At 71.1% G+C, this 20,907-nt stretch carries 15 protein-coding genes; 8 read left to right on the top strand and 7 right to left on the bottom strand.

The genetic code is table 11. From position 1 onward, the window contains the following. Positions 1-355: 355 nt before the first annotated feature. Positions 356-1,720, bottom strand: coding sequence for a UDP-glucose dehydrogenase family protein (locus tag Actob_RS12860; protein ID WP_284920383.1), 1,365 nt, complete (start codon positions 1,718-1,720; stop codon positions 356-358). 332 nt (positions 1,721-2,052) lie between these two features. Between Actob_RS12860 and Actob_RS12865 the strand changes: the two genes are divergently transcribed. From Actob_RS12865 to Actob_RS12885, 5 genes are all read left to right on the top strand, one after another. Continuing rightward, entirely contained in the window at positions 2,053-4,716 is a 2,664-nt protein-coding gene (locus Actob_RS12865) for a cellulose binding domain-containing protein (RefSeq protein WP_284920384.1), read from the top strand. A gap of 11 nt (positions 4,717-4,727) precedes the next feature. After that, the gene (locus Actob_RS12870; protein WP_284920385.1) at positions 4,728-7,649 is read left to right on the top strand and encodes a glycoside hydrolase family 48 protein; all 2,922 of its coding nucleotides are present in this window, start codon (positions 4,728-4,730) and stop codon (positions 7,647-7,649) included. A gap of 4 nt (positions 7,650-7,653) precedes the next feature. Next, a complete protein-coding gene (locus Actob_RS12875; RefSeq protein ID WP_407653624.1) occupies positions 7,654-8,730 on the top strand; it encodes a lytic polysaccharide monooxygenase auxiliary activity family 9 protein in 1,077 nt (358 codons plus the stop codon). A gap of 59 nt (positions 8,731-8,789) precedes the next feature. Beyond that, positions 8,790-10,139, top strand: coding sequence for an SGNH/GDSL hydrolase family protein (locus Actob_RS12880; protein WP_284920386.1), 1,350 nt, complete (start codon positions 8,790-8,792; stop codon positions 10,137-10,139). A 148-nt stretch (positions 10,140-10,287) separates the two neighbouring features. Continuing rightward, positions 10,288-12,039, top strand: coding sequence for an AfsR/SARP family transcriptional regulator (locus Actob_RS12885; RefSeq protein ID WP_284920387.1), 1,752 nt, complete (start codon positions 10,288-10,290; stop codon positions 12,037-12,039). Here the strand turns inward: Actob_RS12885 and Actob_RS12890 are convergent. Then, complete coding sequence (locus Actob_RS12890) at positions 12,036-12,659, bottom strand: L-threonylcarbamoyladenylate synthase (RefSeq protein WP_284920388.1); 624 nt, start codon at positions 12,657-12,659, stop codon at positions 12,036-12,038. The genes Actob_RS12885 and Actob_RS12890 overlap by 4 nt on opposite strands. 45 nt (positions 12,660-12,704) lie before the next feature. Here Actob_RS12890 and Actob_RS12895 point away from each other — a divergent pair, with 45 nt between their 5' ends. Further along, on the top strand, positions 12,705-13,154 hold the full coding sequence (locus Actob_RS12895; RefSeq protein ID WP_284920389.1) for an NUDIX hydrolase: 450 nt from the start codon (positions 12,705-12,707) through the stop codon (positions 13,152-13,154). A gap of 565 nt (positions 13,155-13,719) precedes the next feature. On the opposite strand, the gene Actob_RS12900 is transcribed toward Actob_RS12895, so the two are convergent. Both Actob_RS12900 and Actob_RS12905 read right to left on the bottom strand, forming a co-directional pair. Beyond that, on the bottom strand, positions 13,720-14,589 hold the full coding sequence (locus Actob_RS12900; RefSeq protein ID WP_284920390.1) for an NAD(P)-dependent oxidoreductase: 870 nt from the start codon (positions 14,587-14,589) through the stop codon (positions 13,720-13,722). 87 nt (positions 14,590-14,676) lie between these two features. Further along, entirely contained in the window at positions 14,677-16,131 is a 1,455-nt protein-coding gene (locus Actob_RS12905) for an alpha-amylase family glycosyl hydrolase (protein WP_284920392.1), read from the bottom strand. A 65-nt stretch (positions 16,132-16,196) separates the two neighbouring features. Between Actob_RS12905 and Actob_RS12910 the strand changes: the two genes are divergently transcribed. Together Actob_RS12910 and Actob_RS12915 are read left to right on the top strand one after the other, a co-directional pair. Continuing rightward, the gene (locus tag Actob_RS12910) at positions 16,197-17,624 is read left to right on the top strand and encodes an NAD-dependent succinate-semialdehyde dehydrogenase (protein WP_284920393.1); all 1,428 of its coding nucleotides are present in this window, start codon (positions 16,197-16,199) and stop codon (positions 17,622-17,624) included. A gap of 597 nt (positions 17,625-18,221) precedes the next feature. Next, positions 18,222-19,361 carry a sugar ABC transporter substrate-binding protein gene (locus tag Actob_RS12915; protein ID WP_284920394.1) on the top strand — a complete coding sequence of 380 codons (1,140 nt, stop codon included), beginning with the start codon at positions 18,222-18,224 and terminating at the stop codon, positions 19,359-19,361. Here the strand turns inward: Actob_RS12915 and Actob_RS12920 are convergent, their stop codons facing one another. From Actob_RS12920 to Actob_RS12930, 3 genes are read right to left on the bottom strand one after another with little or no spacing between them, the layout of a single operon-like run. After that, the gene (locus Actob_RS12920; RefSeq protein WP_284920395.1) at positions 19,362-20,087 is read right to left on the bottom strand and encodes an alanyl-tRNA editing protein; all 726 of its coding nucleotides are present in this window, start codon (positions 20,085-20,087) and stop codon (positions 19,362-19,364) included. A gap of 11 nt (positions 20,088-20,098) precedes the next feature. Beyond that, on the bottom strand, positions 20,099-20,578 hold the full coding sequence (smpB, locus tag Actob_RS12925) for an SsrA-binding protein SmpB (RefSeq protein WP_284920397.1): 480 nt from the start codon (positions 20,576-20,578) through the stop codon (positions 20,099-20,101). 29 nt (positions 20,579-20,607) lie between these two features. Beyond that, positions 20,608-20,880: a hypothetical protein gene (locus tag Actob_RS12930; protein ID WP_284920398.1), complete on the bottom strand. Its 273-nt coding sequence runs from the start codon at positions 20,878-20,880 to the stop codon at positions 20,608-20,610. Positions 20,881-20,907: the final 27 nt, after the last annotated feature.

Raw genomic sequence — 20,907 nt, forward strand, 5'->3', positions numbered from 1 at the left:
CTCCCTATGTCTTGAGCGCCTCCGGCGTCTGGCGACGCCGCCGTCCGAAGCGCTTCTTGACCAACAGTCAAGAGGTAACCGCCACGTTGCGCAATGATTTCCGCGTGATCGAGTCGGTAACGATATAGCTGCGACGGGCCCGCACCTTAACCGGTTAAGAAGATTGGCGGAAGAGTCTATTGGACCGCACGCCCTATAGGCCGTTTTAACCGGACATAGCGGTCATGATACTGCGGGTGAGTCGGTTTTGTTGAGCTTCGCGGGAACCGGCAGAATCGGCCCTACTCCGCAAAAAGGAAACCGCCGTGGCGGTGGCCACGGCGGTTGATCGTGCAACGGGACGACGGGCGGGCGGTCAGCCCGCCACGGCGACGTACTTGAAGCCGAGGCGGCGCATCCGGTCGCCGTCCAGCGCGTGCCGGCCGTCCAGCACCAGCGGGTTGCGCATCAGGCCGACGAACTTGCCCCAGTCCAGCTCCAGGTACTGCGCCCACTCGGTGACCAGCACCACCGCGTCGCAGTCGTCGAACACCCCGTCGAGGGTCTCGCTCAGGTACGGCGCGAGCTCCGGGTGCTCGCGGCGGAACCGCTCGCCGGCGATCGGGTCGTGCAGTTTCACCCGGGCGCCGCGGGCCAGCAGCAGGCTCGCGATGTCCAGCGCCGGCGCGTCACGCAGGTCGTCGGTGTTCGGCTTGAACGCCAGGCCGAGCAGGCCGATCTTGCGACCCTTGAGGATCCGCAGCTCGTCCTGGAGGCGCTCCACGGCGATCGCCCGCTGCCGCTGGTTGACGTCGCGGGCCGCCTTCACGATCGGCATCTCGAGGTTGTACTCGCTCGCGGTGGCCACCAGGGCCTTGGTGTCCTTGCCGAAGCAGGAGCCGCCCCAGCCGACGCCCGGCTGCAGGAACCGGGAGCCGATCCGCTGGTCCAGGCCCATGCCGCGGGCCACCTCGGTGATGTCCGCGCCGACCTTGGCGGCCAGCTGGCCGATCTCGTTCACGTAGCTGATCTTGAGGGCCAGGAACGCGTTGGCCGCGTACTTGATCAGCTCGGCCGAGGCCAGGTCGGTGGAGACCAGCGGGACCGCCGTGGCGTCCTCCGGCCGGGGCAGGAAGGTGGGCGGGGTGAAGGTCTGGTTGATGATCGGCCGGTAGAGCCGGTTCAGCACCTCGAGGCTGCGCGGGTTGTCCGAGCCGATCACGATCCGGTCCGGGAACAGGGTGTCGGCGATCGCGTTGCCCTCGCGCAGGAACTCCGGGTTCGAGGCGACGGCGAACTCGACGCCGGCCGGCCGGGCCGCGCGCTGCGCGAACGACTCGCGCAGGATCGCGTCCACCCAGTTGCCGCTGCCGATCGGCACCGTCGACTTGTTCACCACGACGGTGAAGTCGTGGTCCAGCGACTGGGCCACGCTCTCCGCGGCCGAGCGCAGGAAGCGCAGGTCCGGGCTGCCGTCGGCGGCGGACGGGGTCTGCACCGCCACGAACACCACGTCGGCGCCGGGCACGCCCTCGGCGTAGCTGGTGGTGAACCTCAGGTTGGCCGCCGCCTCGGCGAGCAGCTCCTCCATCCCGGGCTCGTAGATCGGGCATTTCCCGGCGCGCAGCATGTCGACCTTGTGCTGGTCGAGATCGACGCAGGTCACCTCGTGCCCGAGGAAGGCCAGGCTGACTCCGGTGGTCAGACCGACATAACCGGTACCGACAACGCAAACCTTCATGCAATCTCCTCCACCGCTACACCTGGCCGATGTCACGCCGTGTACCGGTACCTCTCCCGCCGACTGGCTGCGGACCGGTCCGTGGAGCGCTGGCCCGCGCGTTCCGCCGAATGATACACAGCCGCCCCTCCAGCACCTTGTCGCTGCTCACGACGCCTCCCTGAGGGTTTACCCAGGTCACAAAGATCGAATCGCGTCGTTCTCGCCGATTGTCGCGCTGCGTAGCCGTGCGGCGACCGGTGCCTGTTGTTTCCGACTCTTGACAGACAGGTGACGGGGACAGACGCTTTGGGAGCGCTCCCAGGCTCACGGTTGTCTATGAAGGGTCCCCCATGAGGAAAACCGTCGGCGGTTCGCTAGCCGCCGCCCTGGTGGCCGCCGCCACCGCGGTCGCCGTCATCTCCCAGCCGATCTCCGCCACGGCTGCCGGCACCGACCCGTACGCCTGGAAGAACGTCCGGATCGACGGCGGCGGCTTCGTCCCCGGCGTCGTCTTCAACCCGGGCGAGAAGAACCTGATCTACGCCCGGACCGACATCGGCGGCGCGTACCGCTGGAACCAGGCCGTCCAGAGCTGGACCCCGCTGCTGGACTGGGTCGGGCAGGACGACTGGGGGCACAACGGCGTGCTGAGCATCGCCGCCGACCCGGTCGACACCAACCGGGTGTACGCCGCGGTCGGCATGTACACCAACAGCTGGGATCCGAACAACGGCGCGATCCTGCGCTCCACCGACAAGGGCACCACCTGGCAGCAGACCGGCCTGCCGTTCAAGGTGGGCGGCAACATGCCGGGCCGGGGGATGGGGGAGCGGCTCGCCGTCGATCCGGCGAACAACAGAAATGTGTACTTCGCCGCCGAGGGCGGTAACGGACTGTGGCGCAGCACCGACTACGGCGCCACGTGGGCCAAGGTGGCGAATTTCCCCAATGCCGGAAATTACGTGCAGGATGCGACCGACACGAACGGCTACCTGAGTCAGAACCAAGGGCTGACCTGGGTGTCCTTCAAGGGGACGCAAATCTATGTCGGTGTGGCCGACAAGGCGAACCCGGTCTACCGGTCGCTCGATTCGGGGGCGACCTGGGAACGGGTGGCCGGACAACCTACCGGGTATATCGCTCACAAAGGCGTAATACAGGGCAAGTATCTGTATATCGCAACAAGCGACACCGGCGGCCCCTACGACGGCGCGGCCGGCCAGGTCTATCGCCTGGACACCACCACCGGCGCCTGGACGGACATCTCGCCGACACCGGTCGCCGACCGCTACTACGGCTACTCCGGTCTGACCGTCGACACGCTGCACCCCGGCACGCTGATGGTGGCCACCCAGATCTCCTGGTGGCCGGACGCGATCTTCTTCCGCAGCACCGACTACGGCGCCACCTGGACCCGCGCCTGGGACTGGACCAGTTACCCCAGCCGCTCCAAGCGCTACGCCCTGGACATCTCCGCCGACCCCTGGCTGGACTTCAACAGCACTGCCCAGGCGCCGGAGGAGAGCCCCAAGCTCGGCTGGATGAACGAGTCCCTCGCGATCGACCCGTTCGACTCGAACCGGATGCTCTACGGCACCGGCGCCACGCTGTACGGCACCACCGACCTGACCAAGTGGGACTCCGGCGGCACCATCACGATCAAGCCGGCCGCCCGGGGCATCGAGGAGACGGCGGTCCTCGACCTGGCCAGCCCGCCCAGCGGTGCACCCCTGGTCAGTGCGCTCGGTGACATCGGCGGCTTCTACCACGCCGACCTGGACGCGGTCCCCGCCAACTTCCACGACACCCCGAGCCTGGGCAGCAACACCAGCCTGGACTTCGCCGAGCTGAGCCCGTCGTTCTTCGTCCGGGTGGGCAACGCCGACGCCGCGCCGCACATCGGCGTCTCCAACGACGGCGGGAAGAACTGGTACCCGGGGCAGGAGCCGTCCGGCGTGACCGGCGGCGGCACCGTCGCGGTCGGCGCCGACGCCAACTACGTGGTCTGGTCGCCGGCCGGGACCGGCGTCCACTACTCGACCACGCGGGGGAGCAGCTGGACCGCGTCCACAGGCCTGCCCGCGGGCGCCGTCGTGGAATCCGACAGGGTCAACCCCAAGACCTTCTTCGCGTACGCCGGGGGCAAGTTCTACACGAGCACCGACGGCGGCGCCACGTTCACCGCTCAGTCGGTGGCCCTGCCCAGCACCGGCCGGCTGCACCTGAAGGCCGTTCCGGGGATCGCCGGCGAGGTCTGGGTGGCCGCCGGCACCGGGCTGTTCCGCTCCACCGACTCCGGCAAGACGTTCACGGCGCTTCCCCGGGTGACCGAGGGCGTCAACGTGGCCTTCGGCAAGGCCGCGCCGGGCGCCTCCCACCCGGCCGTCTTCCTGGTCGGCACCGTCGACGGCGTGGACGGGGTGTTCCGCTCCGATGACAGCGGCGCGACCTTCGTCCGGATCAACGACGACAAGCATCAGTACGGCAACGCCGGCGACGCCCTGGCCGGCGACCCGCGCATCTGGGGTCGTGTCTACCTGGGCACCAACGGCCGGGGGATCCTCTACGCCGACCGGACCGGCCCGGTGCCGTCCGCGTCCTCCGCGTCGCCCTCCAGCCCGGCACCGTCCAGTCCCGTACCGTCCAGCCCGGCACCGTCCAGCCCGTCGCCGTCGGCCTCGTCCAGCTCACCGGCTCCCGCCGGGGGTTGCACGGCGACCTACCAGGTCACCGGCTCCTGGACCGGCGGCTTCCAGGGCGAGGTCACGGTGACCAACACCGGCGCCACCGCCACCACCGGCTGGACCGTCACCTGGGCCTACACGGCCGGCCAGACCGTCACGCAGAGCTGGGGCGGCACCGCCACCCAGTCCGGCGCCGCGGTCACCGTCACCAACGCGTCGTACAACGGCGCCCTCGCGTCCGGGGCCTCCACCACTGTCGGATTCCTCGGCGGCACCACCGGCACCACGAACCCCGTCCCGTCTCCCGTCTCCTGCTCCCGCGTCCCCTAGGAGGACTTTCCGTGAGACCGAAACATCAGCGCCTGCGACGCAGGCTGGCCGTCCTCGGCGTCGCCGTCCTCGGCGCCGGCGCGGTCTTCGTCGCCGGCGGCCCGCCGGCCTACGCCGCCGCCGGCTGCACCGTCGTCTACAAGGTGCAGAGCCAGTGGAACGGCGGCTTCACCGGCGACATCGCGATCACCAACTCCGGCGACCCGCTGACGTCCTGGAAGCTCGAGTACGACTTCCCGGACGCCGCGCAGAAGATCAGTCAGGGCTGGAACGGCACCTACACGCAGAGCGGCAAGCACGTCACCGTGATGAACGCGTCGTGGAACGGCTCGCTCGGCACCGGCGCCACCACCAGCACCGGGTTCAACGGCACGTTCGGCTCGGCCAACCCGGTACCGACCGCGTTCAGCGTGAACGGGGTGGCCTGCAACGGCGCCACCGCCGCGCCGACCGTGGCGATCAGCAGCCCGGCGGCGAACACCCGGTACACCGCGCCGGCGTCCATCCCGATCAGCGCCACCGCCACCGCGGCCGGCGGGCAGAGCATCGCGAAGGTCGAGTTCTACCACGACGGGCTGCTGCTGGGCACCGACACCAGCGCGCCGTACGCGTACACCTGGTCCGGGGTGCCCGCCCAGACCGCCGCCTACCACCTGCAGGCCATCGCGTACGACGGCACCGGCACCAAGAGCAGCACCGCCGACGTCCCGGTCTTCGTGGACGCCGCCACCACGCCGGCGATCGTCGCGGACGCCACCTCGGCGACCGTCGAGCCGGGCGCGAGCGGGTCGTTCAAGCTGGCGCTGAGCGCCGCGCCCAGCGCCAACGTCACCGTCGCGGTGGCCCGCAGCGCCGGCAGCACGTCGGTCACCGCCACCCCGGCCACGCTCACCTTCACCCCGGCCAACTGGAGCACCGGCCAGGCCGTGACGATCGCGGCGGCCAGCTCGGCGACAGTCGGCGACACGGCCACCATCACGGCCACCGCCAGCGGCTACACCGCGGCCAGCGTCGCCGTCAACGTGGTCAAGGCGGGCGCGGTGGACGCCCGGTTCACCCAGATGTACAACGACATCAAGAACCCGGCGAACGGCTACTTCAGCCAGGAGGGCGTGCCCTACCACTCGATCGAGACGCTGATCGACGAGGCGCCCGACCAGGGGCACGAGACGACCAGCGAGGCGTTCAGCTACTGGCTGTGGCTGGAGGCCGAGCACGGCCAGGTGTCCGGGGACTGGGCGCCGTTCAACAGCGCCTGGTCGACGATGGAGAAGTACATCATCCCGTCGCACGCCGACCAGCCCACCAACGCCAACTACAACGCGTCGAAGCCGGCCACCTACGCGGCCGAGTACCCGTCGCCGTCGCAGTACCCGTCACAGCTGGACAGCAGCGTGTCGGTCGGGTCGGACCCGCTGGCCGCCGAGCTGAAGAGCACCTACAACACCGACGACATCTACGGCACGCACTGGCTGATGGACGTGGACAACGTCTACGGCTTCGGGCACTGCGGTGACGGGACCAGCCGGGTCACGTACATCAACACGTTCCAGCGCGGCCCGCAGGAGTCGACCTTCGAGACCGTCCCGCAGCCGTCCTGCGACACGTTCAAGTTCGGTGGCCCGAACGGCTACCTCGACCTGTTCACCAAGGACTCGTCGTACGCCAAGCAGTGGAAGTACACCAACGCCCCGGACGCCGACGCCCGGTCCATCCAGGTCGCGTACTGGGCCAACCAGTGGGCCACCGCGCAGGGCAAGCAGTCGCAGATCTCCGGCACCGTGGCGAACGCCGCCAAGATGGGCGACTACCTGCGGTACGCGTTCTACGACAAGTACTTCAAGCAGCCCGGCTGCACGTCCACCTCGTGCGCGGCGGGCACCGGCAAGAACAGCTCCAGCAACCTGCTGTCCTGGTACTACGCCTGGGGCGGCGCCTACGACACGTCGGCCGGCTGGGCGTGGCGGATCGGCTCCAGCACCAGCCACTTCGGCTACCAGAACCCGATGGCCGCGTACGCGCTCTCCAACGCCACGGCGCTCACCCCCAAGTCGGCCACCGGCAAGGCCGACTGGCAGGCCAGCCTGAGCCGGCAGCTGGAGTTCTACCAGTGGCTGCAGTCCAGCGAGGGCGCCATCGCCGGTGGCGCGACGAACAGCTGGAACGGCAGCTACTCGGCCCCGCCGGCCGGCACGCCGACCTTCTACGGGATGGCGTACGTCGAGGCGCCGGTCTACGCCGACCCGCCGTCCAACCAGTGGTTCGGCATGCAGACCTGGTCCCTGGAGCGGCTGGCCGAGTACTACTACGCGACCGGTGACGCCAAGGCCAAGACGGTCCTGGACAAGTGGGTGACCTGGGCGCTGGCCAACTCCACCATCACCGCCAGCAGCTTCGAGATCCCGTCCGACCTGACCTGGTCCGGCGCGCCGGCCACCTGGAACGCGTCCAGCCCGGCGGCCAACACCAACCTGCACGTCACGGTGAAGAGCAAGGGCACCGACCTGGGCGTGGCGGGCTCGTTCGCCAAGCTGCTGACCTACTACGCCGCCAAGTCGGGCAACACGGCGGCGAAGACGGCGGCCAAGGACCTGCTCGACGCGATCTGGACGCACAAGGACGCCAAGGGTGTCTCGGTCACCGAGACCCGGGCCGACTACAACCGGATGGACGACACCTACAACGCCACCACCGGCCAGGGCATCTACATCCCCAACGGCTGGACCGGCAAGATGCCCAACGGCGACGTGATCAAGCCCGGGGTGTCGTTCCTCGACATCCGTTCCTTCTACAAGAACGACCCGGACTTCCCGAAGGTCCAGGCGTACCTGAACGGAGGGGCCGCGCCCACCTTCAACTACCACCGGTTCTGGGCTCAGGTCGACGTCGCCACCGGCTACGCCGACTACGCCCGGCTCTTCCCGAACGGGTGATCACATGCGCATTGTCCGAATCATCGCGGCGATAGCACTGACCGCGGCGGCGGGCGTCCTGGCGATGCCCGGTGCCGCCCAGGCGCACGGAGCGATCCAGGTACCGGGCAGCCGGACGTGGTTCTGCTACCAGGACGGCCGCAACCCGACGACCGGCGCGATCGAGCCGAAGAACGCGGCCTGCGCCGCGGCGGTCGCCCAGAGCGGCGTCACGTCGCTGTACAACTGGTTCGCCGTGCTCCGCTCGGACGGGGCCGGGCGGGTGTCCGGGTTCATCCCGGACGGCCAGCTGTGCAGCGGCGGGACCGGCGGTCCGTACAACTTCACCGGGTTCAACCTGGCCCGGACCGACTGGCCGACCACCCACCTGACGGCCGGCGCCACCATGGAGTTCCGGTACAACGACTGGGCCAAGCACCCCGGCACCTTCTCGCTGTACATCACCAAGGACGGTTACGACCCGACCAAGCCGCTCGCCTGGGGCGACCTCGAGCCGACGCCGTTCGACCAGGTGACCAACCCGCCCGCGAACGGCGGGCCGGGCACCGACGACGGGCACTACTACTGGACCGGGAAGCTGCCGTCGAACAAGACCGGCAAGCACCTGATCTACTCGGTCTGGTCCCGCTCGGACAGCACGGAGACCTTCTACGGCTGCTCCGACGTGGTGTTCGACGGCGGCCACGGTGAGGTGACCGGGATCGGCACCACGCCGTCCAGCCCGTCGCCGTCCAGCCCGGCACCGCCCAGCCCGTCACCGTCCGGCTCGACGCCCGGCGGCACCGGCTGCACCGCCATGTACAACGTCGTCTCCTCGTGGAGCGGCGGGTTCCAGGGCCAGGTGATGGTGCACGCCGGCACCACCGCCGTCAACGGCTGGCACGTCAACTGGACCTGGCCGGGCAGCCAGACGCTGGCCTCGGTGTGGAGTGGCAAGGCCACCGCGAGCGGCTCACTGGTCTCGGTGAGCAACGAGACCTGGAACGGGACGGTCGCCGCCGGCGACTACACCACATTCGGGTTCCTCGGCTCCGGCACGGCGCCCGCCACCCTGCAGAATCTGTCCTGCTCGACCGGGTGATCCCGGGATCCGGGGGGTGACTTCGCGTCACCTCCCGGATCACATTCGCGGCGGCCGACTTGACGGGACTTGACCCCGTTTCCTACGTTGCGGCTATCTCACGAAAATCTTTTCCCCCCGGCCTGGGGCGCGCCACCACCCGGCGCGCCCTGCTCTTCGGCAGTGCCGCGGCGGCCGCGCTGGCGGCCACCCCGGGCATCGCCGGTCCGCTCGTCCCGGCCCGCGCCAAGCCGCGCTGGACCGGCGCCTGGACCACCGCGAACACGGCGACCCCGGCCGGCGAGCCGGTGCTGCCGGCCGGCCGGACGGTCCGTCAGGTCGTGCACCTGAGCCTCGGCGGCGTCCAGCCCCGGCTCACCCTGACCAACGAGTTCGGCCCCACCCCGGTACGCCTCGGCGAAGTGGCGATCGGGGTACGCGCCGGCGGCCCGGACAGCACCGCGATGCGTCCGGCCACCATCCGCCGGGTCACCTTCGGCGGCCGCGCCGACGCCCTGCTCCCGGCCGGCGGCACCCTGCTCAGCGACCCGGTCCCGGACCTGCCCCTGCCGCCCGGCACCGACCTGGTGATCGCCTACTACCTGCCCGACCCGACCCGGATCGGCACCGTCGGCACCCACGCCTACCAGCTCAACCGGATCGTGCCGGGCAACACCGCTGCCGCCCCCGACCCGGCCGGCGGCGTGGCCGGCACGCGTTACCTGCTGCTCGGCGGGGTCAGCGTGCGCACCACCGGGCACAGCGCCGCGGTCGTCGCGTTCGGCGACTCGATCACCTGCGGCGCGAGCACCACGCTCGGCGCGAACCATCGCTGGCCGGACCGGCTGGCCGACCGGATCCGCGCCGCCGGGCTGCCGCTCGGCGTACTGAACACCGGCATCAACGGTAACCGGCTGGTGGCCGGCCCGGACCTGCCGGCCCCGGCCGGCGCCGGCGGATCCGGCGGATCCGCGCCGACCGCCGTGGTCGACAACGTCAGCATCGGCCCGGCCGGGCTGCGCCGCCTCGACCGGGACGCGCTGGAGCAGCCGGGCGCCCGCTATCTGATCACCCTGATCGGGATCAACGACATCCGGCACGGCACCGCCGCGCCGCCGCTGATCGCCGGGCACCGCGAGCTGATCGCCAGGGCCCGGCGGGCCGGGTTCACCGTGCTCGGCGGCACCCTGCTGCCGATGGGCGGCAGTGGCCGCGACGCTCCGGCGTACCGGCTCGCCCGCGGCGCGCTCAACGAGTGGATCCGCGGCAGCGGTGAGTACGACGCGGTGATCGACTTCGATGCCGCGATCCGGGACGGCGCGCACCCGGAGCGGATGTGGCCCGGCTACGACAGCGGCGACCACCTGCACCCCAACGACGCCGGCATGCTGGCCCTGGCCTCCGCCGTCCCGCTCGCGCTGCTGCGCTGAGGCACGCCGCCGCCGGACCGCACCCGCTCGGGCGCCCACGGCCCCCCGTGGCCCGTGGACGCCGCGACATCCTGCCCAAGATCGTTTGCAAAACCATTGCACCTGAGGAATCGTGTGCCGCGACGGCGAGGACTCTTTGCGGGGGAACATGCGGTGGCGGCTCCTGGGCCCGGTACGCCTGATCGGCGACGACGGCTCCGAGATCGACCCGGGCACCGGCAAGCAGCTCTGCCTCCTCGCCGCGCTGCTGATCACCCCCGGCCAGGTGGTGCCGGCCGGCGTCCTGGTCGACCGGCTCTGGGGTGACACCCCGCCGCGCTCCGGGACGCCGCTCGCGCCGTACGCCACCCGCCTGCGCCGCGTCCTCGACCCGCTGCTCGGCCCGGACACGCTGCGCTGGACCACCGGCGGCTACCTGCTCGACGTGCCGCCCGAGCAGGTCGACCTCTACCGGGCCCGGGTCCTGATCCACCACGCCCGGTCGGCCGCCGAGACCGGCGACCACCAGCGCGCCGGCGACCTGCTGCTGACCGCCCTGGACGGCTGGGAGCCGATCACCCTGGCCGGCGTGCCCGGCGCCTGGGCCGACCGGGTCCGGATCGGCCTGGCCCGGGAGTTCCTGGACGCGCTCGCCCAGCTCGGCCGGGCCGGGTTGGCTGTCGGCCGGGCCGACGAGGTGGCCGAGCGGCTCGCCCCGTTCGCCGCCGAGCACCCGACCGAGGAGGGCCTGGTCGCGGTGCTGATGGCCGCGCTGGCCGAGGCGGGCCGGCCGGCGCAGGCGCTGGAGGCGTTCGCCCGCACCCGGGACGCCGTCGCCGACCAGCTCGGCGCCGCACCCGGCCCGGAGCTGACCGAGCTGCACACCCGCATCCTGCGCGCCCCGGCCACCCGCACCGTGACCCCGGCCCAGCTGCCCGCCCCGGCGCCCGGATTCACCGGCCGCACCGCCGAGCTGGACCTGCTCGACCAGCGGCCGCGGCTCACCGTGATCACCGGACCGCCCGGCGTCGGCAAGTCCGCGCTGGCCGTCGGCTGGGGGCACCGGGCCCGCTTCCCGGACGGCCAGCTGTACCTGGACCTGCGTGGCTTCGACAGGTGCGCGACGGCGATGAGCACCGAGGAGGCGGCCGGCACCCTGATCGTCGCGCTCGACCCGGGATGCCCGGTCCCGGCCGGGCTGGACGCCCGTACCGGGCTGCTGCGCAGCCTGCTGGCCGGCCGCCGGGTGCTGCTGCTGCTTGACAACGCCCGGGACGCCATGCACGTCCGGCCGCTGCTGCCCGGCGCGGCCGGCCCCACCGTCGTGGTGACCAGCCGGGACCGGCTCACCGGGCTGATCGCCTCGCACGGCGCCACCCCGATCACGCTGGACGCCCTCGACGAGCGGCACGCCCGGCAGCTGCTCGCGAACCGGCTCGGCAGCCGCCTCGCGGCCGAACCGGCGGCCGGGGCGGCGCTCGCCGCGGCGACCGCCGGGCTGCCGCTGGCGCTGGTCACGGTGGCCGCCCGGGCGGCGCTGCGCCCCGGGCAGCCGCTCGCCGAGCTGGCCGCCGAACTGGCCGCGTCCCGCCTGGACGGGATGCGCAGCACCGACGCGGCCACCGACCCGCGGACCGTGTTCTCCTGGTCCTACCGGTCGCTGAGTTCCGGCGCGGCCCGGCTGTTCCGGCTGATCGGCGCGGTCACCGAGCCGGACCTGGACCTGGCCGCCGCCACCGCGCTGGCCGGCGAGGACGTCACCGCCGAACTGGCCGAGCTGGTCGCGGCCAGCCTGCTCACCGAGCACCGGACCGGCCGCTGGATGATGCACGAGCTGCTCCGCGCCTATGCGGAGAGCCTGCTCAGCCCGGCCGAACGCGAGCCCGCGCTGAGCCGCCTGGCGGTGCCGGAAGAAGGCTAGGCGCTGAATCGGTCCGGATCGCCGGCGCCCACCCGGAGGACCTCGGGCGAGCCCTCGGACAGGTCGATCACCGTGGTCGGCTCGGTGCCGCACTCGCCGGAGTCCACCACCGCGTCCACCGCGTGGTCCAGGGCTTCCTTGATCTCCCAGCCCTGGGTCATCGGCTCCGGCTCGCCGGGCAGCAGCAGCGTGCTGGAGACCAGCGGCTCACCCAGCTCGGCGAGGATCGCCTGGGCGGTGGTGTGTGCGGTGATCCGTACCCCGACAGTCTTCTTCTTGGGGTGCAGCAGCCGGCGTGGCACCTCCTTGGTGGCCGGCAGGATGAACGTGTACGGCCCCGGCGTGCTCGCCTTCACCGCCCGGAACAGCGCGTTGTTGATCTGCACGAACTGCCCGAGCTGCGCGAAGTCGTGACACATCAGCGTGAAGTGGTGCCTGTCGTCAAGGTGCCGGATCGCCCGGATCCGGTCGAGACCGTCCTTGTTCCCCATCCGGCAGCCGAGCGCGAAGCACGAGTCCGTCGGATAGGCGATCAGTCCGTCCTCCCGGATCAGCCCCACGATCTGCTGGATGCTGCGCGGTTGCGGATTGTCCGGGTGCACGTCGAAGTATTTCGCCACTCGTCGCAGCTTATGCCCCTTCCCCCGGGCCGTAGGGTCAGGGTCATGGAGATCGCTCGCCGCCCCGCCGTGCGCATCGTCTGTTTCGACGCGGACGGCCGCGTCCTACTGCTGAACTGGCAGGATCCGATCGACGGGCACCGCCTCTGGGAACCGCCGGGCGGTGGCATCGACCCGGGGGAGACGCCGTTGCAGGCCGCCCGGCGCGAACTCACCGAGGAGACCGGCCTCGACCCGGACGCGATCGACCCGGCGTTCGTCGTGGTGGAGCGGGAGTGCGTGTGGAAGGGGCGCCGGATGGTCGGCCCCGAGCAGTTCTTCACCGCCCGGTACGCCACCGCCGAGCCGGTGATCGGGCAGGACGGCCTGCTCCCCTACGAGCGGGAGGAACTGCTCGGCCACGCCTGGATCCACCCGGACGACTTCGCCGGCCTGCCGGATGTCCTGGAGCCCCCGTCGTTGCCCGAGCTCTGCCGAGCTCTGGCCGCCAGCTGACCGCCCCACAATCTCCCCATTTCCGGTACGCCCACGGCCCCGTCCCAGCTGTTCGTGGCGGTGGTCTCCAGCGTGTTGAGACCACCGTGAGTACCAGCCGCGCGCGTGCGGGCCGGGGCTGGTCGTGGCGGTGGTCTCCGGCGTGTTGAGGCCACCGTGGGTGCCAGCCGCAGGCGTGCGGGCCGGGGCTGGTCGTGGTGGTGGTGTCCGGGGTGTTGAGGCCACCGTGGGTGCCAGCCGCAGGCGTGCGGGCCGGGGCTGGTCGTGGTGGTGGTGTCCGGGGTGTTGAGGCCACCGTGGGTGCCAGCCGCAGGCGTGCGGGCCGGGGCTGGTCGTGGTGGTGGTGTCCGGGGTGTTGAGGCCACCGTGGGTGCCAGCCGCAGGCGTGCGGGCGGCGGCTGGTCGTGGTGGTGGTGTCCGGGGTGTTGAGGCCACCATGAGTGCCAGCCGAGTTGTGCCGGGGCGTGACTCGACCAGGTGGGGCGGTGCACGGCGAGCGTGCTGACCGGCGTACCGAAAACTGGTCTGACGCCGCGGCAGACGCCTGGTTGTCATCGGACACGGGTCAGCCGCAGCGTGACTCCAGCGCGTGGATCACCGCGGCCATGTCCTGGGCGGCGTGCCCGGCGGACGCGGTCTCCGCGAAAAGCTCCAGGCAGGTGTCGAGCAGCGGGGACGGGATGCCTGCGGTCTCGGCGGCCTCGACGATCAGGTGGTTGTTGTAGAGCACGTCGCGGATCGAGGCCTGCACCGAGAAGTCCCGGTCGAGCAGCTTGCGGGCCTTGATCCGGGAGACCGGGCTGGCCATCGGCCCGGCGTCCAGCGCGGCCAGCAGGGTGGCCTGGTCCAGGTGATGGCGGGCGGCGAAGTGGAACGACTCGGCCAGCCCGGTCACCATGCTGATCAGGAACGTGTTGACGGCCAGCTTCATCAGCAGCCCGTTGGGCACCGGACCGCACCTGACGGTCTCCCGGCACATCGGGGCCAGCAGCGGCGCGATCCGATCCAGATCCTGATCGGTTCCGGCCAGCATGGCCACCAACTGGGCCTGCTCGGCGGGCACCCGGGATCCGGAGACCGGCGCCTCGACATAGCTGCCCCCGGCATCCCGGACCTGCTCGTCCAGCCCGCGCGACCAGACCGGCGAGGTGGTGCCCATGTGCACCAGCGTCCGCCCGGCGACGAGCCGTTCGAAGCCGGGCCCGTCGCGGTCCAGCACCAGGTCGGCCACCCGGTCGTCGGCCAGCATCATCAGCACCACGTCGCAGCGGGCGAACACCCCGGCCGCGTCGGCGGCGACCTCCGCCCCGGCCTCCCGCAGCGTCTCGGCGGCGGCCGCGGAACGGTTCCAGACCACCAGATCCGTCCCGGCCCGGGCCAGGTTGAGCGCCATCGGCCGGCCCATCACGCCCAGCCCGAGAAATCCCACGGTCACCCAGCTCACGCTAGACGTCGCCGGGAGCGCGCGAGAGGTCCAATCGGGGAAGCGTGGCAGCGGATCGCCAGGCTCGGTGCCCGGCGGCTACGGCTCGGACCGCAGCCAGGCCGCCGCGTCGGCGGGGAGCCGGCCGTCGCCGGTCAACGGGTCGCTGGCCAGCAGCAGTTCGCCGGGCGGCAGCGGGACCGGCCCGCTGCCCATCGCCACCACGAGGGTGAGAAGCGGGCCGCGGACGACCAGCCGGGCGTCCCGGCCGATCGACCAGTCGACCTGGTCGTCGCCGGTGACCAGCCGGCGACGCAGCTCGATCGCGCGCCGGCAGAGGGGGAGCGAGGGCGACCGGAGATGACTCTCCCAGCCGGGCGGCACCGGCAACCAGGGTGGCGCGCCGCCCGGCGACGCGAAACCCGGGAGTGGCACCCGGCAGCCGTCACGGCACATGCCGGAGCGCCGCCAGGCGGGGTCCTGCCGAGCCTCCGGGGGCACGTCCACCTGCGGCAACCCGTACTCCTGGCCCTGGTAGAGGTACGCCGCGCCGGGCAGCCCGAGGATCGTCAGCAGCGCCGCCCTGGCTCGCGCCGGGTTGCCGTACCGGGTGGGTGCCCGAACCACGTCGTGGTTCTCCACCACCCAGGTCACCGGCCGGTGGCGCAGCTGCCGTTCCCCGGCCGCCCGCCAGGCCTCGGCGTCCCACGCGGCGGTCAGGAAGCCGAAGGCGAACGCCTGGTGGAGGCGATCCGGGCCGACGTAGCGGGCGGCCCGCTCCGGTTCCAGGTTGACCTCGCCGATCAGTACCCGCGGTGGCCGGTAGTTGTCGGCGATCGCCCGCCAGCGCCGGTAGACGTCGATCACCTCGGGTTGGTCGCAGGCGAGCGGATTGCCGCGCAGCCGGCCCGGCTCCGGCGTGCTGCCGGGCGGCAGCGGCGGCAGCCCGGGCGCCTTGAACAGGCCGTGCGCGACGTCGACGCGCAGCCCGTCCACACCCCTGTCGAACCAGAACCGCAGCACCTCGTCGAAGTACGGCGCGGTGCGCGGCTCCCGCCAGTTCCAGTCCGGCTGCTCCGGCGCGTACAGGTGCAGGTAGTGGGCGCCGTCCGGGGTCCGGCTCCAGGCCGGACCGCCGAAGACGCTGGGCCAGTTGTTCGGCTCCGCGGCGAAGTGGAAGCGGGCGCGGGCCGACGGATCCCCGGCCAGCGCGGCCCGGAACACCGGGTGTTCGACGGAACAGTGATTCGGGACGATGTCGATGAGCACCCGCAAGCCGAGCCGGTGCGCCTCGGACAGCATCGCGTCGAAGGCGGCGAGATCGCCGAAAAGCGGATCGACGCCGGTGTAGTCGCTGACGTCGTACCCGTGGTCGGCCTGCGGCGAGGGCTGGAACGGCGTCAGCCAGATCGCGTCGACGCCCAGTCCGGCGAGGCGGCCGAGACCGGCGGTCAGCCCGGGAAGATCGCCTACCCCGTCTCCGCTGGCGTCCGCGAACGAACGAGGATAGACCTGGTAGACGACCCCGTCCCGCCACCAGGATCGATCGGCCATCAACGGGGTAAGTGCCCGGTCTGGCGCTTGCCAATCCCGGCGGAGCACTGCGTGAGGAGCATGTTGTGGAGACGGAACTTTTCATCGGCGGCAAGTGGGTTGCCGCCTCCTCCGGGAACCGGTTCGACGTGCTCGACCCGGCGACCGGCGACACGATCGCCTCGGTGGCCGACGGCGCCGAGGTGGACGCGATCGCCGCGGTGGACGCGGCCGCGGCCGCGGGCCCGGGCTGGGCCGCGACACCCCCTCGGGTACGCGGTGAGGTGCTCCGCAAGGCCTTCGAGCTGATGACCGAGCGGGCCGCCGAGCTGGCCGGGCTGATCAGCCTGGAGAACGGCAAGGCGCTCGTCGACGCCAAGGGCGAGGTCACCTACGCCGCCGAGTTCTTCCGCTGGTTCGCCGAGGAGGCGGTGCGGATCGACGGCAACCTCACCTCCGCGCCCGGTGGCACCAACCGGATCCTCGTCACGCGCCAGCCGGTCGGCGTGTGCGTGCTGGTCACGCCGTGGAACTTCCCGGCCGCGATGGCCACCCGCAAGATCGGCCCGGCGCTCGCGGCCGGCTGCACGGTGATCCTCAAGCCGGCCAGCGACACCCCGCTGACAGCGCTCGCGATGGCCGGCATCCTGGCCGAGGCCGGCGTACCCGAGGGCGTGGTGAACGTGCTGCCCTCGCGCAGCTCCGGCAAGGTCGTCTCGACGATGCTGCGGGACGCCCGGGTCCGCAAGATCTCGTTCACCGGTTCCACCGAGGTCGGCCGGATCCTGCTCGCCCAGGCCGCCGAGAACGTCGTGAACACCTCGATGGAGCTGGGCGGCAACGCGCCCTTCGTGGTCTTCGGCGACGCCGACCTGGACGCCGCCGTGGACGGCGCGATGATCGCCAAGATGCGCAACGGCGGCGAGGCGTGCACCGCGGCGAACCGGTTCTTCGTCGAGGCGAGCGTCGCCGACGAGTTCGCCAGGCGGCTGGCCCAGCGGATGTCCGCGCTGGTGGTCGGCCGGGGCACGGACGAGAAGACCCAGGTCGGCCCGCTGGTCAACGAGGACACCGTGGCGAAGGTGGACGCGCTGGTGCGGGGCGCCGTGGAGGCCGGGGCGTCGGCGCTCACCGGCGGCAGCCGCCCGGACGGGCCCGGGTTCTACTACCCGCCGACCGTGCTCACCGGCGTCGGCGCCGACGCGGCGATCCTGCGCGAGGAGATCTTCGGCCCGGTCGCCCCGATCGTCACGTTCACCGGCGAGGACGAGGCCGTCCGGCTGGCCAACGACACGGAGTTCGGCCTGGTCGCGTACGTCTACACCGGCGACCTGGCGCGCGGCCTGCGGGTCAGCGAGCGGATCGAGGCCGGCATGGTCGGGCTGAACCGTGGGCTGGTCAGCGACCCGGCCGCCCCGTTCGGCGGCGTCAAGCAGAGCGGTATCGGCCGGGAGGGCGGCCACGAGGGCCTCCTGGAGTACCTGGAGTCCAAGTACATCGCGGTGAACTGGTAGGTCAGCGGCGGCGGAGTAGCGCCTCCGCGTCGATCGCGAAGGGGAACGGCTCGGTCACGACGAGCCGTTCCCCGTGCATGTGCTCCTGCTAATGACTTCCGTCCAGACCGAACAGCCGCAGGTTGATCGTGTCCTGGTCCGGCTCCACCAGCAGGTACCACTCGATCCCGGCGGCGGCGTAAAGCGCCTGCCCCGCGTGGCGGGACCCGCAGCCGCTCCGTACCGAGCTGACCTACGTACCGGCCGCGAGGTGCTGGACCGTTCAGCGGCGTGGGTTCGGCCTTCTGGCGGCTCCGGCCTCGCCCTTTCGGCGTTCTCGCCCGGTTTGATCAGGCGCGGGTTGATCTGAGAGCGGATTCACGGCGGCCCGTGCGAGCGGGCCGCCGTCCCGGTTACCGCCCGGTTTCCCGGTTTCCGACAAAGGAAGTTGTCGATACCGACCGTGATGCCTTGCCGGTGACGCCGGGCCAAGTGAATAATCTTGCACTCAGGCCTACACCCGATGTTGCGGCCGCGGCGCGCTAGCCGATACTTGGCGGGCTTCCCGGCAACCCCCCACGCAGGTCGGGATCCACCCCTGAGAGGACTTCTACTGCCATGCGCAAGGCACTGCTCGCACTTGTCGCCGCCGGCCTGATGACGTCGGTCACGCTTACGGCCTGTGACGACGGCGGGGACGGCGGTGACTCCGGCGACAGCAGCACCACCTCGTCGAACGCGACCTCCTCGGGCAAGGGCCGGAACGGGGTCGGCGTGATCCTGCCGGACTCCAAGAGCTCCGCCAGGTGGCGGAACGACGACCCGAAGTACCTCAAGGCCGCGTTCGAGCGGGCCGGCGTGCCCTACGAGATCCAGAACGCCGAGGGCGACAAGGAGACGTTCAAGGGGATCGCCGACGCCATGATCAAGAGTGGCGTCAAGGTCCTGATGATCGCCAACCTGGACTCGGTCAGCGGCAAGGCCGTGATCGACAACGCCAGGTCGCACAAGATCCCGGTGATCGACTACGACCGGCTGACCCTCAACGGCGGCGCCGACTACTACGTCAGCTTCAACAACGAGACGGTCGGCAAGCAGCAGGCCCAGGGCCTGATCAGCTGCCTGAACGCGAAGAAGCCGGCCAAGGCGCCGGTCATCGCCGAGCTGAACGGCTCGCCGACCGACAACAACGCCACGCTGTTCAAGGCCGGCTACGACTCGATCCTGCAGCAGCAGTACGACAACAGCGCGTTCGTGAAGGGCCCCGACCAGTTCGTCCCGGCCTGGGACAACGACGAGGGCAAGGAGATCTTCGGGCAGATGATGAAGACCTGGCCGAACATCGGCGGGGTGCTCGCCGCCAACGACGGTCTCGGCAACGCGGCGATCGAGGTGCTCCGGGAGAAGGGCCTCAACGGCAAGGTCCCGGTCACCGGCCAGGACGCCACCGTCGAGGGCCTGCAGAACATCCTCACCGGTGACCAGTGCATGACCGTGTACAAGGCCACCAAGGACGAGGCGAACGCCGCCGCGGACCTGGCCATCGGGCTGGTCAAGGGCCAGAAGAAGGCGGCCCGGGACAAGGTCAAGGACCCCGAGTCGGGTGCCTACATCGCGTCCGTGCTGCTGGAGCCGAAGTCGATCACCGCCGCGAACATCATGAGCGTGGTCGTGGCCGACGGCTTCGTCACCACCAAGGACATCTGCACCGCCAAGTTCATTAAGGCCTGCAAGAGGTACGGCCTGCAAGCCAAGTGATCACGAGCGGGGGCCGGCGATCCGGATCCGTACCCGCCGGTTCTGCCGGCCCTTGCTCTCCACCTTCACCACCTCGACCCGGCCCACCTGGGCGGTCGAGGCCACGTGGGTGCCCCCGTCGGCCTGCACGTCCAGGCCGACGATGTCGATCACCCGGATCTCCGGGTTCTCCAGCGGCGGCAGCGCGTCCTGGGTACGCACCAGCGTCGGGATCCGCAGCGCCTCCTCCCGGGGCAGCACCCGGGCGACGATCTTGCGGTCCGCGACGATCTCCGCGTTGACCGCGTCCTCCAGCGCCTGCTTGAACCCGGCCGGCACCTCCGGCAGGTTGAAGTCCATCCGAGCCTCGCCGGGCTGCATGTTGCCGCCGGTCACCAGCGCGCCGAAGTCGCGGAACACCGCGCCGCAGAGGATGTGCAGGCCGGAGTGGGTACGCATCAGGCTGCTGCGGCGCTCGTCGTCGAGCGCGCCGCGCACCGTGGTCCCGGGTGGCGGCACCGGGTCGCCGGGTGCCGGGATCAGGTACTGGTCGTCGCCCTTGCGGGTGTCGACGATCCGGGTCTGCACGCCCTCCCAGAGCAGCACCCCGTGGTCCGGCGGCTGCCCGCCGCCACCGGGGTAGAACGCCGACCGATCGAGGACGATCCCGCCCTCGGGGTCGCTGGAGAGCACCGTGCAGTCCCACTCGCGCAGCGTGGGGTCGATCCAGTCGAGGCGTTCGGTCACCGGCTGATTATCTAGCGGCGGCCCTTCAGGCGGCGGCCCATCTCGCGGGCGATTTCCTTCTTGGCGTCCCGCTCGGCCATCACCTGCCGCTTGTCGTACGACTTGAGGCCACGCGCGATCCCCAGCTCGACCTTCGCCCAGCCGTCCTTGAAGTACATCGAGAGCGGCACCAGGGTCAGCCCGGTGCCGTCCCGCAGCGTGTTCAGGATCTTGACGATCTCGGTCTTGTGCAGCAGCAGTTTCCGGGTGCGCCGCGGGGCGTGGTTGGTCCAGCTGCCGAAGCCGTACTCGGCGATGTGCAGCCCGTACAGCATCAGCTCGCCCTCGTGCTCCTGGGCGAACGCGTCGACAAGCGACGCGCGGCCCAGGCGCAGTGACTTCACCTCGGTGCCGGCCAGCACCAGCCCGGCCTCGTACGTCTTGAGGATCGCGTAGTCGTGCCGTGCCTTCTTGTTCGAGGCGATCAGCTTGGTCCCGGTCTCCTTGGCCACCCCTAGAGGTTAGCGATCACCCGGGACCTTTACTCCAGGGGCGGGATCGGGCGGCGCATCGAATAGGTGACGCTGCTCAGCCGGTGTGGTTCGCCCTGCACATGGATCACCGCCCGGTTGTACGCCTGCCATCCGGCGGCGCCCGCCCGGTTCAGATGACGCAGGTCGTCGAAGCGTTCGTCGGTGCCCCACCGCAGCACCCCGCCCGGGTGATGGAACGTGGCCGTCCAGTCCATGAACCGGTCGGTGCCCAGAGTGCCCGCCGCGCGGTACTCCAGCCGCGCATACTCCCAATTGGTCACCCGATCGATTATGCCGCCCCGGACCGT

It is taken from the genome of Actinoplanes oblitus (assembly GCF_030252345.1).
Taxonomy (GTDB): domain Bacteria; phylum Actinomycetota; class Actinomycetes; order Mycobacteriales; family Micromonosporaceae; genus Actinoplanes; species Actinoplanes oblitus.

Excerpts from the sequence above, each read along its gene's own strand:
- Actob_RS12860 (WP_284920383.1), bottom strand. The coding sequence starts at position 1,720 with ATGAAGGTTTGCGTTGTCGGTACCGGTTATGTCGGTCTGACCACCGGA.
- Actob_RS12865 (WP_284920384.1), top strand. The coding sequence starts at position 2,053 with ATGAGGAAAACCGTCGGCGGTTCGCTAGCCGCCGCCCTGGTGGCCGCC.
- Actob_RS12875 (WP_407653624.1), top strand. The coding sequence starts at position 7,654 with ATGCGCATTGTCCGAATCATCGCGGCGATAGCACTGACCGCGGCGGCG.
- Actob_RS12885 (WP_284920387.1), top strand. The coding sequence starts at position 10,288 with ATGCGGTGGCGGCTCCTGGGCCCGGTACGCCTGATCGGCGACGACGGC.
- Actob_RS12895 (WP_284920389.1), top strand. The coding sequence starts at position 12,705 with ATGGAGATCGCTCGCCGCCCCGCCGTGCGCATCGTCTGTTTCGACGCG.
- Actob_RS12905 (WP_284920392.1), bottom strand. The coding sequence starts at position 16,131 with ATGGCCGATCGATCCTGGTGGCGGGACGGGGTCGTCTACCAGGTCTAT.
- Actob_RS12915 (WP_284920394.1), top strand. The coding sequence starts at position 18,222 with ATGCGCAAGGCACTGCTCGCACTTGTCGCCGCCGGCCTGATGACGTCG.